Annotated in this window: 13 protein-coding genes; 7 read left to right on the plus strand and 6 right to left on the minus strand. The window is 70.8% G+C overall.

Features of this window, described 5'->3' with window-relative positions:
- Positions 1-14: 14 nt before the first annotated feature.
- Together ACZ6NZ_RS08610 and nrfD are read left to right on the plus strand one after the other, a co-directional pair.
- Positions 15-1,058, plus strand: coding sequence for a 4Fe-4S dicluster domain-containing protein (locus tag ACZ6NZ_RS08610; protein WP_366606310.1), 1,044 nt, complete (start codon positions 15-17; stop codon positions 1,056-1,058).
- Positions 1,055-2,020 (plus strand): NrfD/PsrC family molybdoenzyme membrane anchor subunit, encoded by a 966-nt coding sequence (gene nrfD / locus ACZ6NZ_RS08615; protein ID WP_465857095.1) that lies wholly within the window; start codon positions 1,055-1,057, stop codon positions 2,018-2,020. The genes ACZ6NZ_RS08610 and nrfD overlap by 4 nt, the downstream gene beginning before the upstream one ends.
- Before the next feature lie 83 nt (positions 2,021-2,103).
- Here the strand turns inward: nrfD and ACZ6NZ_RS08620 are convergent, their stop codons facing one another.
- The 5 genes from ACZ6NZ_RS08620 to ACZ6NZ_RS08640 form a co-directional block, all read right to left on the minus strand.
- Positions 2,104-3,663, minus strand: coding sequence for an OFA family MFS transporter (locus ACZ6NZ_RS08620; protein ID WP_465857406.1), 1,560 nt, complete (start codon positions 3,661-3,663; stop codon positions 2,104-2,106).
- 270 nt (positions 3,664-3,933) lie between these two features.
- A complete protein-coding gene (locus ACZ6NZ_RS08625) occupies positions 3,934-4,803 on the minus strand; it encodes an SDR family oxidoreductase (RefSeq protein ID WP_465857097.1) in 870 nt (289 codons plus the stop codon).
- Positions 4,793-6,286 carry a flavin-containing monooxygenase gene (locus tag ACZ6NZ_RS08630; RefSeq protein WP_465857099.1) on the minus strand — a complete coding sequence of 498 codons (1,494 nt, stop codon included), beginning with the start codon at positions 6,284-6,286 and terminating at the stop codon, positions 4,793-4,795. Before ACZ6NZ_RS08630 ends, ACZ6NZ_RS08625 begins: the two co-directional genes overlap by 11 nt.
- Before the next feature lie 75 nt (positions 6,287-6,361).
- Positions 6,362-6,868 carry a VOC family protein gene (locus tag ACZ6NZ_RS08635; protein ID WP_465857101.1) on the minus strand — a complete coding sequence of 169 codons (507 nt, stop codon included), beginning with the start codon at positions 6,866-6,868 and terminating at the stop codon, positions 6,362-6,364.
- Between the two features lie 92 nt (positions 6,869-6,960).
- On the minus strand, positions 6,961-7,533 hold the full coding sequence (locus tag ACZ6NZ_RS08640; protein WP_465857103.1) for a winged helix-turn-helix domain-containing protein: 573 nt from the start codon (positions 7,531-7,533) through the stop codon (positions 6,961-6,963).
- Between the two features lie 195 nt (positions 7,534-7,728).
- Here ACZ6NZ_RS08640 and ACZ6NZ_RS08645 point away from each other — a divergent pair, with 195 nt between their 5' ends.
- Positions 7,729-12,153, plus strand: coding sequence for a S8 family serine peptidase (locus ACZ6NZ_RS08645; protein WP_465857105.1), 4,425 nt, complete (start codon positions 7,729-7,731; stop codon positions 12,151-12,153).
- A 73-nt stretch (positions 12,154-12,226) separates the two neighbouring features.
- On the opposite strand, the gene ACZ6NZ_RS08650 is transcribed toward ACZ6NZ_RS08645, so the two are convergent.
- A complete protein-coding gene (locus ACZ6NZ_RS08650) occupies positions 12,227-12,727 on the minus strand; it encodes a winged helix-turn-helix domain-containing protein (RefSeq protein ID WP_366606323.1) in 501 nt (166 codons plus the stop codon).
- Positions 12,728-12,996: 269 nt separating this feature from the next.
- Between ACZ6NZ_RS08650 and ACZ6NZ_RS08655 the strand changes: the two genes are divergently transcribed.
- Genes ACZ6NZ_RS08655 through ACZ6NZ_RS08670 form a run of 4 tightly spaced genes read left to right on the plus strand, consistent with a single transcriptional unit; the run spans position 12,997 to position 16,640 of the window.
- Positions 12,997-13,974, plus strand: a complete 978-nt coding sequence (locus ACZ6NZ_RS08655; RefSeq protein WP_465857108.1) for a phosphatase PAP2 family protein — start codon at positions 12,997-12,999, stop codon at positions 13,972-13,974.
- Positions 13,975-13,990: 16 nt separating this feature from the next.
- Entirely contained in the window at positions 13,991-14,683 is a 693-nt protein-coding gene (locus tag ACZ6NZ_RS08660; protein WP_366606327.1) for a response regulator transcription factor, read from the plus strand.
- On the plus strand, positions 14,680-16,140 hold the full coding sequence (locus ACZ6NZ_RS08665; protein WP_465857110.1) for an ATP-binding protein: 1,461 nt from the start codon (positions 14,680-14,682) through the stop codon (positions 16,138-16,140). The genes ACZ6NZ_RS08660 and ACZ6NZ_RS08665 overlap by 4 nt, the downstream gene beginning before the upstream one ends.
- The gene (locus tag ACZ6NZ_RS08670) at positions 16,137-16,640 is read left to right on the plus strand and encodes a hypothetical protein (RefSeq protein WP_465857112.1); all 504 of its coding nucleotides are present in this window, start codon (positions 16,137-16,139) and stop codon (positions 16,638-16,640) included. The genes ACZ6NZ_RS08665 and ACZ6NZ_RS08670 overlap by 4 nt, the downstream gene beginning before the upstream one ends.
- The last annotated feature ends 5 nt before the right edge of the window (positions 16,641-16,645 follow it).

Genomic DNA, 16,645 nt, shown 5'->3' on the forward strand with positions numbered 1-16,645 from the left:
AGGAGGTCTGACCCATGCCCCACGCCAACGCCCTGTACGGGCCGCTGGACCCCGCACCGGACGCCGGCTACGACAACCCGCCGCCGCGAATGGGGTTCTTCACCGACACCAGCGTCTGCATCGGCTGCAAAGCGTGCGAGGTGGCCTGCAAGGAGTGGAACGGCGTCCCCGAGAGCGGCCTGGACCTGCTCGGCATGTCGTACGACAACACCGGCGCGTTGACAGCGAACTCGTGGCGGCACGTGGCGTTCGTGGAGCAGCCTCGGCCGGCCGGCTGGGCGACTCCGGCGTTCGCGGGGGACCCGGACGGGCCGGCGATCAGCCCGGTGACGGCGGCGGCCGGCGCGCGTACCGGCACCGACACCGGAACGGACCCCGGCCTGTCCACCGGCTCGCCCGGTGCGGCGGCCCGCATGTCGGGCGGGCCGGAGTTCCTGGGGATGCCGGGCGCGCAGCCGCCGGGGAGGGGCTCGGGCGCGCAGGGGCGGACGGATTTTCGCTGGTTGATGATGTCGGACGTGTGCAAGCACTGCACCCACGCGGCCTGCCTGGACGTCTGCCCGACAGGTTCCCTGTTCCGGACGGAGTTCGGCACTGTGGTGGTGCAGGAGGACATCTGCAACGGCTGCGGTTACTGCATCTCCGCCTGCCCGTACGGCGTCATCGATCAACGCAAGGACGATGGCCGGGCGTGGAAGTGCACGCTGTGCTACGACCGGTTGGGCGCGGGCATGACCCCCGCGTGTGCGCAGGCGTGTCCGACGGAGTCGATCCAGTACGGCGCTCTGGACGAGTTGCGGGAGCGGGCCGCCGCGCGGGTGGCGAAGCTGCATGAGCGGGGCGTGCCGGAGGCCCGGTTGTACGGGCACGACCCGAACGACGGGGTCGGTGGTGACGGGGCGTTCTTCCTCCTGTTGGACGAACCGGAGGTGTACGGGTTGCCGCCCGACCCGATCGTGACCACCCGCGACCTGCCGGCCATGTGGAGGCACGCCGGTGTGGCCGCCCTGGCGATGGCCGCCGCCACCGTCGTCGCGTTCCTGGGGAGGCGGTCATGACCCGCGGTGGTGAGCAGCTCACGGTGCCGCCGGCCGACTTCGCCTCCTACTACGGCCGGCCGGTGTTGAAGCCGCCGGTGTGGAAGTACGACATCGCCGGCTACCTGTTCACCGGAGGTCTCGCCGCCGGAGGCGCGCTGATCGGCGGGGCCGCCCAACTGACCGGACGACCGGGGCTGCGCGTGATCGGCCGTTGGACGGCCCTCGGCGGTATCGCCGCCAGTACGTACCTGCTGGTGCACGACCTCGGCCGGCCGACCCGGTTCCACCACATGCTCCGAGTGGTCAAGGTGACCTCACCGATGTCGGTCGGCACCTGGATCCTCGCCGCGTTCGGCCCGGCCGCCGGTGTGGCCGCGGTCGCCGAGCTCGCGCCGCGGCTCCCCGCGCACGGTGTTCTCGGCCTGGCCCGCCGGCTGGCGCCACCCGTCGGCGACATCGCCGGGTTGGCCGCGGCTGCCACCGCCCCGGCGCTGGCCACCTACACCGGGGTGCTGCTGGCCGACACCGCCGTACCTGCCTGGCACGAGGCGTACCCCTATCTGCCGTTCGTCTTCGGTGGCAGCGCGCTGGCCGCCGCCACCGGGGTCGGCCTCATCGCGGCGCCTGCCGCCCAGGCCGCTCCGCTGCGGCGACTCGCCGTCGTCGCGGCGACCATCAAGTACCTCGGCGGTCGCCGGATCGAACGGTTGGGCCTGACCGGTGAGCCCTACCGGCAGGGTCGCAGCGGTCGGCTGGTCCGTGCGGGTGATGTGCTGCTCGGCGTGGGCACCGTCGCCGCGCTGTTCAGCCGACGCAGCCGGGTGCTGGCGGCGATCTCCGGCGCCGCCCTCGTGGCATCGTCGGTGGCCACCCGGTTCGGCGTCTTCGAGGCGGGACGGGTGTCGGCCCGCGATCCGAAGTACACGGTCGTGCCACAACGGGAGCGGCTCGACGGGAAGCGGTCGGCGACCCGGCCCTGAGCGGATCGGCGCAACGGTAAGGCGCCCCCTGCCGAGGGGCGCCTTATTCGGCGTGCAAGAGGCCCGCGACTGGGCTGCCCGCGTCAGCCGGTGAACAGCTTCGCGGCGGTGATCGCGGTCTGGATGATGCCGTACCCGAGAAGCACCGCGACCAGCAGCCACGACAACCAGAGCCGCCCGGTCTGGTTACCGACGCGCGGCGGGGCGGGCGGTTGACTGTCGCGCCCGAGCGCGACCGGCTCGGTGACGGTGGCCTTCGCCACGGGCGAGGCCGGTCCTCGGTTCGGTTCGTGGAACCGTTCGGGCACGGAACGCACCAGCAGATTCGCGATGAACCCGATGGCGAGGATGCCGACCATGGTGAACAGCGCCGGCCGGTACGCCGCCGCGGTGAGCGTGCCGGGCTTGCCCTGCGTGTCGAGGATCCCGTTGACGATCAGCGGGCCGGCGACGCCCGCCGCCGACCAGGCGGTGAGGATCCGGCCGTGGATGGCCCCGACCTGGAAGGTGCCGAACAGGTCACGCAGGTAGGCGGGCATGGTGGCGAAGCCACCGCCGTAGAAGGAGATGATCGCGGCGGCGATCAGCACGAAGACCGCGGTCGCGGAGTGGCCCGCGACGGCGAGCAGCAGGTACAGCACCATGCCGACGCCGAGGTAGACCATGTAGATGGGCTTGCGGCCGATGAGGTCGGACGTCGTGGACCAGACAAAGCGTCCCGCCATGTTGAACAGCGACAGCACCCCCACGAAACCGGCCGCCGCCGTCACCGAGACCGTGGTGGCGGTCCCGTTGTCCCGGAAGAAGTCCTGGATCATCGGGCTTGCCTGCTCCAGGATGCCGATGCCCGCGGTGACGTTGCAGAACAGCACGATCCACAGCAACCAGAACGATCGGGTGCGCACGGCGTTCGACGCCGACACGCTCGCCGTCGTCACGAGGGGCCGGGCGGCGACGCTCGCGGGGTCGAACCCGGCGGGTCGCCAGTCCGGCGCCGGAACCCGGACGTTGAACGGGCCGAACATCATGATCACGAAATAGCCGATGCCGAACGTGACGAAGAGTGCCACGAGGGCGTGGCCCGACGCCACGGCTGCCGGGTTGTCGGGGTTGTAGCCGGAGTCGTAGAGGGAGAGCAGTTGGCGCGCGAGCGGGCCGGCGACCAGGGCGCCGCCGCCGAACCCCATGATGGCCAGCCCGGTGGCGAGGCCGGGGCGGTCCGGGAACCACTTGATCAGCGTGGAGACGGGCGAGATGTAACCGATCCCGAGCCCGATACCGCCGATCACGCCGTACCCGAGGTAGAGCAGCCACAGCTGCTGGGTTGCGATACCGAGCGCGCCGACCAGGAACCCGACGGCCCAGAAGCACGCCGAGACGAACATCGCCCGGCGCGGTCCGTTGCGCTCCACCCACCGTCCACCGACCGCCGCCGACGAGCCCAGCATGACGATGGCGATGCTGAAGATCGCCCCGATCGCCGTCTGGCTGACGTCGAAGTGCGCGATGAGGGAGTTCTTGTAGACACTCGTCGCGTACACCTGGCCGATGCACACGTGCACGGCCAGTGCCGCGGTCGGGATGAGCCAACGGCTGTATCCCGGGGGAGCGACAGTGTGCCGAGGATCGAGTAGCGACAGCATGGGCATCGTCCACACCTCCTGCGGCTGAACCGGCCGGCGGCGGTGCAGGGCTGTCCGACCCGGTCGTCGACCGAGCGGCACCGCCACGGTGGCGGCCCGGTGCACGCCTGCGTCAGCCGTCGTCCGGCTGCATCCTCACGTTACGTGTCAGTGAGCGCACAGCCTGTCATTACCGCAAAACGCGGGGTGCGGAGGCGGCCCGCCCCGCGCGCTCGACGTCCAGCAGCGTCGGGCCGGCTCCGCTGCCCGCACGCCGGACGTGCATGCTCATCACCGCTCGCCCACCGACGTCCGGCCGAACGAACGCCCGAGTCGGCGCACCTCGTCTTCCATCTGGTCGACCATCGTCCGGCCGCCGAACCGGGTGATCAACGCGTCCGAGAGGCCGCTCAGCACCACCGGCCGCAGCGCCTGCACCAGGGCGAGCGACCGCGGCACGTACACCTTGCGCCTGCGGCGCTCGATGCCGTGGAGCAGGGCCTCGACGCACCGCTCGACGGGTACGACGGTGGACAGCGGCCACGGCAGCCGGCGCAGCGTGGCGCGGAACGACGCCAGGTCGTCACGGATGTCGCGGACCAGGTCGGTGTCGATCCAGATCGGATGTGCCGTGCCGACGGTGACGCCGCGCGGGCGGGTCTCCAGGCGCAGCACGTTCGCGAACTGCTCCACGCCCGCCTTGGACGCGCAGTAGGCCGCCATGCCGGGCATCGCCGTGAAGGCGGCGGCCGACGAGACGATCAGGACGTGGCCGCGGGCGGCGGTGACGTGCGGCAGCGTCGCGCTCACCGTGCGGATCGCGCCGCAGAGGTTCACCTCGACGGTACGGACCAGCGCGTCCACCGGTCCGACGGCGACGGTGCCGAGGTTCGCGATGCCCGCGTTGGCCACGACGACGTCGATGCCACCGAGGCGGTCCACCGTGGAGGCCACTGCCGCGTCCAACGCCGCCTGGTCGGTGACGTCACACTCGTGCCAGTGCGCGTCGAGGTCGGCGCTGAGCTGTTCGAGCAGGTCGCCTTCCAGACCGACGAGGGCGACCCGGGCCCCGCGGGTGACCGCCTCGCGGGCCAGTTGTGCCCCGATGCCGCGCGCCGCGCCGGTGATGAACACGACCTTGCCTGCCAGGTCATACCGCATCGGCGTGCTCCCGCTCCGGTTCGTTGGGTGTGCTGCCGGTCGTGGTGATGCGGTAGTCGGCCGGGCGGAACCGGCGCAGCCTCATCCGGAAGCTGGTGGCGAACCCCGGCCAGATGGTGGTGTTGCGGCCGGTGGCGTCGAGGTACCAACTCGAACAACCGGTCTGCCAGACGGTGCCGGCCATCAACTCATCGACCCGCTCGGTCCAGCGTCGTTGCGCCTGCGCGGTGGGCTCGATGGCCCGGATGCCCCGGGCCCGCATGTGACGCAGGGCCGCGAGCACCAGACGCAGCTGCGCCTCGATCATCAGCACCACCGAGGTGTGCCCGAGCCCGGTGTTCGGGCCGAGCAGGAAGAACAGGTTGGGGAAGCCGGCGATGGCCGTGCCCCGGTACGCGTGCATGCTGGGGGTCCACGCGTCGCCCAGGCTGTGCCCGCCCCGACCGTGAATGCGCCGTACGACGGGGGAGTCGGTGACGTGGAAGCCGGTCCCGAGGATGATCGTGTCCGCCCGGTGGTGGACGCCGTCGTCGGTGACGAGACCGTCCGGCACGATCCGGGCGATGCCGGCGGTGACCACGTCGACGTTCGGGCGGGTGAGCGACGGCCAGTAGTCGTTGGAGATCAACACCCGCTTGCAGCCCATCGCGTAGCGGGGGGTGAGCTTGTCCCGCAGGATCGGATCGGGAACCTGACGCCGCAGCGTGCGCAGGGACCGGCGCGAGACGAGGCGGTTGACCGTCGGGCGCAGGAAGCCCAGGCCCATGCTCTCGCGGACCAGATAGGTTCCGGCCCGGGCGGCCCGCTGCGCACCGGGCACGGTGCGGAACGCGACCTGCTCGACCCCGCTGATCCGGCGCGACAACCTCGGCATGATCCAGGCGGGAGTGCGTTGGAACAGCGTCAACCTCTCGACCGTCGGCTGGATCTGTGGCACGAACTGGATGGCCGAGGCGCCGGTGCCGATCACCGCGACGCGCCGGCCGGTCAGGTCGTGGTCGTGCCGCCAACGGGCGGAGTGGAACACCGTGCCGGTGAACTCCTCGATACCCGGCAGGTCGGGGATGGCCGGGTCGCTGAGCGGGCCGGCGGCACAGATCAGGACCCGGGCGCTGTGGTCGCCGCCCGAGGTGCGCAACAGCCAGCGTTGGCCTTGGTCGTCCCACCTGGCCTCCCGTACCTCGTGGCGCAACCGCAACCTCGGGCGGATGCCGAAGCGGTCGACGCAGTCGCGCAGGTAGTCCCAGATCTCCGGCTGACTGGAGTAGGTGTTCGACCAGCCGGGGTTGGGGGCGAAGGAGAACGAGTAGAGGTGCGACGGGACATCGCAGGCGCAGCCCGGGTAGCTGTTGTCACGCCAGGTGCCGCCGACGTCCTCACCCCGGTCGAAGACGAGAAAGTCGGTGAACCCGGCCCGCTGCAGGCGGATGGCGGCGCCCAGGCCGCCGAAGCCGGCGCCGAGGATGGCAACGTCTGTCTCCACTCACCCCTCCGTGAGCTCGGGCGCTGTCGGGTCGGTCACCGGCGGCCAGGGCGGATCGCCCAGCTGGGGGCGGGCTCACTCGCTGCGGGCGAAGCCACCCTTCGGCGCGATGATCTCCAGGTTCGTCCCGTCCGGGTCATTGAAGTACGCGACCTCGGTGCCGACCGCCGCCGGCGGCTCCACCTCACCGGACGCGAACGTGTACGGCTGCCCGAGGAACTCGAACCCGGCCCCGCTCATCCGGTCGTAGACCGCGCGCACGTCGTCCACGTGGAAGCACAGGTGCATCGAGCCGGGCCGGTTGGCCGCCACCTGGGCGGCGTCGCCCACCGGCTCCTGGAACTGGATCAGGTCGATCCCGAGGTTGTCGAGGTTGAACGTGGCGTACCGCAGCTTCGTCGTCGGCAAGCCCTGCGACTGCGCGAAGCCGGCGCCGTGCATGCTCTCGTCCCGAACGACCGGCTCCGCGCCGAGCAGGGCCTGGTAGAACGCGACCGAGCGGTCGAGGTCACTCACCGCGATCCCGACGTGCGCGGCCTTCTTCAGCCCGATGGACACGGTCGAGGGATTGGGGAATGCCATCCTGACTCTCCTTGCCAGCGCTCTTCGTCGCCTGTGTCGATGCTGATCTTCGTGACGTACCCAGGGCTAGATCAGTTCATGCGACATCGCTGTCAGGCCCGTTCGACCCGTGCCTGCTGGTGATCGGTCAGCCGTAGCCCCACCCCGCGCACCACATCGATGGTGGCTTTGGTGCCCAGGTCGTGCAGCTTGCGGCGCAGCCGCTTGACCAGCGACTGTACGTCCGCCTTGCGTTCGCGCCCCTCGTCACCCCAGACCGACCGGTGCAGCTCGGCGTAGCTCCAGACCCGGGCCGGCTCGGTGATCAGGCAGGTCAACAGGTCGTGTTCCAGGCGGGTGAGGTCGATCTCACGGTCACCGCAGCGGGCGCTGGAGCGGGCCGAGTCGATCACCAGGGCGGCGACCGGCGTCGGCTCCGATGGGGCGGCCGACTGCTGCGGGGCGGCGATCAACCGGCGCAGCTCGTCGAGGTCGGAGACCAGCAGCAGCGGTGCGATGCCGTCGAGAAGCTCCGCGAGTCGGATGCGCTCGGCCGGCGAGGGGGTCACGGCGATGAGCAGTGGGAACGGCTCGTCGGCCGGATCACCCCTGTTCACCGTTGCCTCGTCGTCCTCGGCCACCGCACCGCCCGGGATCGATGGGCATCCCTGCCCAACTGTCGTCATGGTCCTGACAATGATTGGCAAGCACGCCGCCAGCCAGGGCAACTCTTAGCGACAAGTTGCTCACGGCAAGTTCTTGATCGTCCGTTCTTCTCGATCATAGTGTCCACTCGGGCAACCGGCGTGACCCGCGCGGTGCATGGGGGAGGTCCACCATGGCCCATTACACCCTGGGTCGTTCTGAGGGAGGCAGCACCGATGTTCAGACGTCCACAATGGCGGCGCGCGGCCAGATCGCTGGTGAGCGCCGGCGCGGCGACGGTCCTCGCCGCGACATGCTTGGCGACGATCAGCTCGGGCGCGCAGGCCGCGCCGGGCGGTGCGATGGGGGCGGGCGCCCAGACCGGGGACAAGATCCGACCGGAGCTCGCGAAGCAGCTCCAGGCCAAGAGTGAAGGGGACTTCTGGATCCGGTTCAAGGACCGGGCCGACCTGAGCAAGGCCAGCGCCATCAAGGACTGGTCGAAGCGGGGCACGGCGGTGGCGGACGCGCTGCGCAAGACGGCCGCCGCGAGCCAGGGCAAGATCCGGGCCGACCTGGACAGCTCGGGCACCAAGTACCAGACCTTCTGGGCGACCAACGCCATCAAGGTGAACAGCGGCTCGCTGGCGATGGCCCAGAAGTTCGCCGGGCACTCGGAGGTCGAGGGCCTCTACGCCCCGGTCTCGTACAAGGTGCCGGAGACGACCAAGGGCGCCGACGAGAAGACCGTGAACGCCCTGGAGTGGGGCATCGCCAACATCAACGCCGACGACGTCTGGTCCCAGTACGGCGTCAAGGGCGAGGGCATCACCGTCGCGAACATCGACACCGGGGTGCAGTTCAACCACCCGGCGCTGGTGAACGCCTACCGCGGCAACAACGGCGACGGGACGTTCGACCACAACTACAACTGGTTCAACGCCGCCAACGCGACCGGGGCCTGCGCCACCGCTCCCTGTGACGGCGACGGCCACGGCACGCACACCATGGGAACCATGGCCGGCTCCGACGGCGCGAACCAGATCGGTGTCGCCCCCGGGGTCAAGTGGATCGCGGCGAACGGCTGCTGCCCCAGTGACGCCGCTCTGATCAATTCCGGTCAGTGGATGCTCGAACCGCTGGACCTCAACGGTCAGAACGCGGACGCGAGCAAGCGCCCGAACATCATCAACAACTCGTGGGGTACCCGGGACCCGTCCAACGAGCCGTTCATGGAGGACGTGACGGACGCCTGGGCCGCCTCCGGGATCTTCAGCACCTGGTCCAACGGCAACAGCGGGCCGGCCTGCCAGACCAGTGGCTCGCCCGGCAGCCTCGCGAGCAACTACTCGACCGGCGCGTACGACGTGAACAACAACGTCGCCGGCTTCTCCGCCCGCGGCGTCGGTCAGAACGGCGAGATCAAGCCCAACATCTCCGCGCCGGGCGTGAACGTCCGGTCGAGCATCCCGGGCAGCGCCTACGGCAGCATCAGCGGCACCTCGATGGCCGCGCCGCACCTCGCGGGCGCGATCGCGCTGCTGTACTCGGCGGCACCGTCGCTGGTCGGCGACGTCAACGCGACCCGCGCGCTGCTCAACGGCGCCGCGATCGACAAGGCCGACGACCAGTGTGGCGGCACCGCCGCCGACAACAACGTCTACGGCGAAGGCCGACTGGACGCCCTCGCGTTGCTCAACGCCGCCCCGACCGGCGACATCGGCACGCTGGCCGGCACGGTCACCGACGCGACCTCCGGCGCCCCGATCGCCGGCGCGACGCTGACGCTCACCGGGGCGTCCGAGCGTGAGCTGACCACCGGCGCCGACGGCAAGTTCTCCACCCAGCTTCCCACCGGCGACTACCAGGTCGCCGTCGCGGCGTTCGGGTACGGCAGCACCACCAGGACGGCGACGGTCGCCAAGGGCGCGACCACCACGCTCGACGTCGCCCTCACGGCGGTGCCGAGCGTCAACATCACCGGAGCGGTCACCGACGGCTCCGGCCACGGCTGGCCGTTGTACGCCAAGGTCACCGTGACCGGGGTGTCCGGCGTCTACGACCACACCACCCCGTCGAACGGCCGCTACAGCATCAAGCTGCCGGCCGGGCAGACGTACACCCTGACGTACGAGCCGCAGTACCCGGGCTACCAGACCGTCACCAAGCAGGTCGTGGTCGGCTCGGGCAACGTCACCGCCAACGTCGCCGTGCCGGTGGACAGCAACGCCTGCACCACCGCCCCCGGGTACACGTACGGCTCCGACGGTGAGTACGAGACCTTCGACGCCACGACCACGCCGGCCGGCTGGACCGTCGTCGACAACGCGGGCAGCGGTCAGGTCTGGAAGTTCACCGACGACGGCGACCGGGGCAACCTGACCGGCGGCAGCGGCAACTTCGCGATGATCGACAGCGACGCGTACGGGGCGGGCACCACCCAGGACACCTCGCTGGTCAGCCCGGTGGTCGACCTGACCGGCGTCACGGCCCCGGTCATCCGGTTCAACCAGGACTTCAACCAGCTCAACGACGACACCGCCGACGTGGACCTGAGCATCGACGGCGGCGCCACCTGGACCAACGTGCTCCGGCAGGAGACGGATGTCCGGGGACCGAAGCTGACCGAGATCCCGATCCCGCAGGCGGCCGGTAAGGCGCAGGTGCAGGTGCGGTTCCACTACTACGACGCCTCGTACGAGTGGTGGTGGGAGGTCGACAACGTCCTGATCGGCAGCCAGGTCCTCTGCGTGCCGGTCGACGGCGGTCTGGTCGTCGGCAACGTCCGCGACAAGAACGACGACAGCTACGTCAACGGCGCGACCGTCACCAGCAAGGACCGGCCCGCCGAGAAGGCCGTCACGGTGGCGACCCCGGACGACCCAGGGTTGGCCGACGGCTTCTACTGGATCTACTCGTCGCTGACCGGCGAGCACCCGTTCACGGCGACCGCCGGCAACTACGTCAGCCAGACCAAGACCGTCGACGTCGAGGCCGACTGGGCGACCACCGCGAACTTCCAGCTCGCGGCCGGCCGGCTGTCGGTGGCGCCCACGCAGCTGAGCGCGACGCTCCAGATGCCCAACGGCAAGACCAGCAAGTCGTTCACCGTGACGAACACCGGCGGCGCGCCGGTCGAGGTCAAGTTCGGTGAGCGGGACAACGGATTCGAGTTGCTGCGGGCGGACGGGTCCACGGTCACCCGCCAGCAGGTGCTCGGCTCCAGCGGCGCGCCGGAGCAGCGGCTGACCGTACCGACCTCGTTCGCCGCCAAGGCGTCCGGCAAGGAGGCCAAGGCGGCTGCCGCGGCGGCCGGCCCGCAGGCGGCGCCGTGGACCGACATCGCCAACTACCCGGCCACGATCATGGACAACCGGGTGGTGAACCTGGACGGCAAGGTGTACTCGATCGGTGGTGGCGACGGTGAGGCCTCCACCACCAAGAACTACGCCTACGACCCGGCCGCGCAGACCTGGACGGCGATCGCCGACCTTCCCGGCGCGCGCAACGCGGTGACCGCAGGCGTGGTGAACGGCAAGATCATCGTCAGCGGTGGCTGGGGCGACTCCGGCCCGGACTCCGCCACCTGGTCGTACGACCCGGGGGCCAACACCTGGACGGAACTGGCCGACAACCCGGCTCCGCGGGCCGCGGCCGGTCAGGCCGTCGTCGACGGCAAGCTGTACGCGGTCGGTGGCTGCACGACGGCGGCCTGTCTGCCGATGTCGAACAGCGTCGTCCGGTACGACCCGACCGGTGACAAGTGGGAACCGATGGCCAACTACCCGAAGTCGGTGGCCTTCGCCTCCTGCGGCGGGATCGACGGCGTCCTCTACTGCACCGGCGGCAACGACGGATCCGCCGCGCAGAAGTCCAGCTACGCCTTCGACCCGGGTGCCAACACCTGGACCGCCGTCGCCGACGCGCCGGCCGACAACTGGGCCAGCTCGTACGCCGTCGCCAGCGGCAAGCTCCTCGTCGTCGGCGGCTCGCAGGGCGGGGCCATCAGCAACGCCGGCTTCGCCTTCGACCCGGCCGCCGGTTCGTGGTCCAACCTGCCGAACTCCAACACCGCGCGGTACCGCGGCGGCGCGGCGTGCGGCTTCTACAAGATCGGCGGCTCGTCCGGCAGCTTCAACGCGGCTCCGGACAGCGAGGTGCTCCCGGGCTTCGAGGGATGCTCCGAGTCGGCGGCCGATGTCAGCTGGATGACCATCGACAAGTCGGCGGTCACCCTCGCGCCGGGTGCGAAGGTCACCGTCACCGTCGGTCTGACCGCGAACGTGGACCAGCCGGGCACCTACTCCGGCGCGGTCGCGATCTCCGAGAACACCCCGTACTCGGTGGCACCGGTCGCGGTGACCATGACCGCGAACCCGCCGAAGACCTGGGGCAAGCTCATGGGTACGGTCACCGGCACCAGCTGCCAGGGTGCGACCTCGCCGCTGACCGGCGCGGTCGTGCAGGTCGACTCGTGGGCGGCGTCGTACACCTTCGCCACCGACGCCGAGGGCAAGTACGCCTACTGGGTGGACCGCCGCAACAACCCGCTCACGATGATCGTGGCCAAGGACGGCTGGAAGCCGCAGACCCGTCAGACCAGGATCGACACCGCCACCCCGACGGTGGAGAACTTCGGGTTGGCGCCCATCAGGTGCTGACGCCTGAGCAGTAGCCGCAGAAGTCCGGCCCGCCTGGTCCCCGACCGGGCGGGCCGGACCGTGCCCGGGATGATCAGACGGGCGCGAGCCGGAAGCCGACGCCGCGTACCGAGTGGATCGTCGCCGCGGCGTTGAGACTGGCGAGCTTGCCGCGCACCCGGCGGACCACTGAGTGGATGTCGGAGCCCCGGCCGAGGTGCCGGTTGCCCCAGACCTCGAGGTGCAGGCGCTCGTAGGTCCAGACCTGACCGGGCGCGTGCACCAGGCAGAGCAGGACGTCGTGCTCCAACCGGGTCAGGTCGATCTCCTGGTCGCGCCAGCGCAGCACCCGGCGGTCGGAGTCGACGGCCAGATCCGGTGGCGGTGGGCTCGGTGTCACCTCGGCGAGCGCCGCGGTGCTCGGAGGAGCCGGGGCGGCAGGCGCCTCGACCACCCCGAGGAAGTCTCGTGCCTGGTCGACCGTCGAGACGATCAGGAAGGCGTCACTGCCGCCGAGCAGCCGGGCCAGATGTCGCCGCTCGGCCGGCGAGGATGCGATGCCGATGACCAGGCTGGCCACTGGAGTTCCCTGCATTTGCCAACACCTTCCGGTTCCCCAACTCACTCCGGATGGATTTTTCGCACCGCCGACCGAAACATCGATCGGCGCCCTGACCCTAGTGGCGGCTGATCTCGGCCGGGTAAAACATAGTTGCATGTAAGCATGTGAATCCCATCGCGCCGTCCAGGCCCACCCGGCCCCACCGCCGACGATCCGCTTTCCGGAAGCGGTGGGGGTGGTTGTGACAGAACCAAGACAATTCGAGGACGGGGTACGGACCTGCCGAAGCGAGCATGGTCGCCATGTCCATCGGATCGTTGTACTCCGTCGGGCGGTCGACGCCGGGTCCGGCGCGCCCGCTGCCCCACGCCCGCGCGGCGGCACCTCTGGGGCTTCGGCTGCTCGCGGTGGCGCTGTCCGCTCTGGTCGCCCTGACCCTCACCGGCGCCGTCTTCGTGCGGACGTCCCCCGGGCAGTGGCTGGACGGGGCTCTCCTGCCGCGCGCCGAGCGGGGCGGAGGCTACGAGCAGCAGACCGTGCTGGTGGGCCCGGCCAAGACCGTGCTGGCCACCTTCGGCAGCCCGACCCTCATCGCGGCCCTGCTCGGTGTGGTGCTGCTGGTGGGTGTGCTGCGTCGGCGGCTGGTGGCGGGGGTGGTCGGTGTGGGCATCGTCCTCTGCGCGGTGCTGCTGGCCGGCGCGGTGAAATCGGAGCTGCCCCGCCCGGACCTGGAGGTCCTGAGCTCCACCACCCACAACAGCTTTCCCAGCGGCCATGTCGCGGCGGCGACCGCCCTGCTGCTGGCGTTCATGCTGGTCCTGCCCGGGTGGGCCCGGCGCTGGCTGGCGGTGCCGGGCGCGGCGGGGGTCTCGGTGATCGCCTCCGCCACGATGATCGCGGGCTGGCACCGGTTCAGCGACGTGCTCGGTGGCGTACTGCTGGGGGTGACCCTCTTCTGCCTGGCCGCGGCGGCGCTGGCGACCTGGTCCGGCGGCCGCGACACGACGGGCGGTTCGGATGCCGGCAGCCTCTGGCGCAGGCTGGCCGAGGCGGTGGTCGGGCTGGTCGTGCTGGTCTGGGCGCTGCTGGTGGTCGTGCCCGGTCTGGCCGCCTCGGTGCAGCGCGGCTTGTTGATCGCCATCGTGGCCGCTGCCGCGTCGACGATGGTCCTGGTGGGGGCGGTGGTGTTGCTGGTGCGTTCGACGGGTTTCGCGGTGCCGCTGTCCCCACGGAGCCCTCCGCAGCCACCGTCGACGACCGAAACCCGAAAGATCTCATGATGGGATACTTACTGACATGTCCCAGGTGCTGTTGATCGAAGACCACCAGACGGTGCGCGACGGACTGGAGCTGGCGCTCACCCGGCAGGGCCACACCGTGCACGCGGTGGGCACCGGTGAGCAGGGGTTGGAGCGGCTGCGTACGACCCCGTCCGATGTCGTGGTCCTCGATCTCATGCTGCCCGGGATGGACGGGTTCGAAGTCTGCCGCCGGATCCGCCAGCTCGGCGACCTGCCGATCATCATGCTCACCGCCCGCAACGACGACATGGACGTGGTCGCGGGCCTGGAGGCCGGTGCCGACGACTACGTGGTCAAGCCCGTGCAGGCCCGGGTGCTGGAGGCGCGCATCCGCGCGGTACTGCGACGGACCGGTGGTGACTCGCGGCGCGGCGGCGACCGGACCGGCCTGGAACAGCACGGTGAGTTGACCATCGACCGGGCCGCGCTGGTGGTCAGCAGGGACGGAACGCCGGTCAGCCTCGCGCCGACGGAGCTGCGGCTGCTGCTCGAACTCTCGCAGACGCCGGGCCAGGTGCTCAGCCGCCAGCAGTTGCTGGAGGCCGTCTGGGAGCACGGGTATCTCGGCGACTCGCGACTCGTGGACGCGTGCGTCCAGCGGGTACGCGCCAAGATCGAGGCCGACTCGTCCGCGCCGGTCTTCATCCAGACGGTCCGTGGTTTCGGATACCGGTTCGGGCCGCTGTGACGCTGTGGCGCCGGGTCGGCACGTGGGTCTCGGGTCTACGGGTCCGGCTCCTCCTGGCGTTCGCGCTGCTGGGCGTGACCACGACGGTGGCGGTGGCCGGTGGCAGCTACGTCCAGGCACGGACCGTCATCCTGCAGCAGGCGCAGGACGCCGCTGTGATGTCGTTGACCGACCAGCTCACCAAGGTCTACCCGCTCGCCCAGCTGCCGCCGACCCAGGACGACCTCGAACTGTTGGCCCAACGCCTCAGCGACCGGGAGAGCTTCGCGGTGGTCGTCTACCGGGACATGCGGGCACAGGGTAGCTCCGACCTCGCCGACCCGCTCACCCCCGAGCTGCGGCAGAAGGTCCGTGACGGTCGCATCGCCTGGCAACGGGTCTCACTCGACGGAGAGCCCGCGCTGCTCATCGGTACCCAGTTGGCGCTCGACCGCCCGGACGGCACGTCCCGCCCGTCCGGGCTGGAGGTCTACTCGGTGCGCGATCTCGTGCCCGAGCAGCAGAGCATCGACCGGCTCGCCGGCCGGGCGTGGCTGACCGGTGGGTTGTCCCTGGTCCTCGCCGTCCTGTTGGCCCTGCTGTCCGCTCGCGGAGTCCTCCGACCCGTCCGCGACCTCAGCCGAGCGGCGCGCCGCCTCGGTGAGGGCGACCTGAGCACCCGGTTGACGGTCCGGGGCGCCGACGAACTGGCGGATGTGGCACGGACCTTCAACGACACCGCCGGCACGCTGGAGCGGCAGGTCGGCGAGCTGCGGCGGTTGGAGTCCGACGCCCGCCGCTTCGTGGCCGACGTCTCGCACGAACTCCGGACGCCGCTGGCCGCGATGACGGCGGTCACCGACGTGCTCGACGAGGAGGCGGAGCACCTTCCCGGGGACGCGGGCCGGGCCGCCCGGCTGGTTAGCCAGGAGACACAGAACCTCAACCAACTGGTCAACGACCTCATCGAGATCAGCAGGTTCGACTCCGGCACCGCGCGGCTCGCCCTGGACGATGTGGACGTGGCCGCGGCGGTCACCGCCACCCTGCGGATCCGCGGTTGGCTGGACCGGGTACGAACGGAGTTGCCACCCGGCATCGTGGCCCGACTCGACCCCCGCCGACTGGACGTCATCGTCGCCAACCTGGTCGGCAACGCCTTTCGGCACGGTGCCGAGCCGGTGTCGGTGCGACTCGGCGCCGAACCGGACTGGGTCACCATCGAGGTGGCCGACCGGGGGCCCGGACTGGCCCCGGAGGTGCTGCCACACGTCTTCGACCGCCTCTACAAGGCCGACACCGCGCGAACCCGCTCCGAGGGCAGCGGCCTCGGTCTCGCCATCAGCTGGGAGAACGCGCGCCTGCACCGCCACGGGGAGCGACGGGGGAGTCTCGTCGCGGGCAACGACACCCACGGCGGCGCGGTGTTCACCCTCCGCCTGCCCCGCGAAACGGCCGACACCGGAGGGGCCCGGTGACCGGCCGGCGGACGGGCCGCGCGCTGCTCGTCAGCGGACTGCTGCTGACGCTGGTAGCGGCGGGCTGCGGGGTACGACCCAGCACTGTCATCACCGGTCGCCCGCCGATCAGCGGCCCCGCCCAGGGTGCCTGGCTCTACCTGCTCGCGCGGGGCGAACTGGTGCTGGTCCTCCGCCCGGCCAAGACCACCCCGCCGCCCGCCACCGCGCTCTCGTTGCTCGCGGCCGGTCCGGTGGCGAACGAACGTGCCCAGGGTTTCACCAGCGACGTTCCGGCGGGCCTGGACCCGGTCACGGTGACGGCGGCAGCCGGTCGGACCGGTGACCTCACCGTGCGGGCGGAGATCGCCGTGCAGGCGTTGTCAGCGCAGGCGGTCGACCAGATCATCTGCACCACGGTCGCCGCCGCGGAGCAGGTCAGCGCGGCGAACAGCGCCACCACCGTCACCATCGTCGGGTCGGACGGCGCCCGAGGTCCCCGTGCGTGCCCGATCGGGTGACCGGA

This window comes from Micromonospora sp. NPDC047756, from assembly GCF_055587245.1.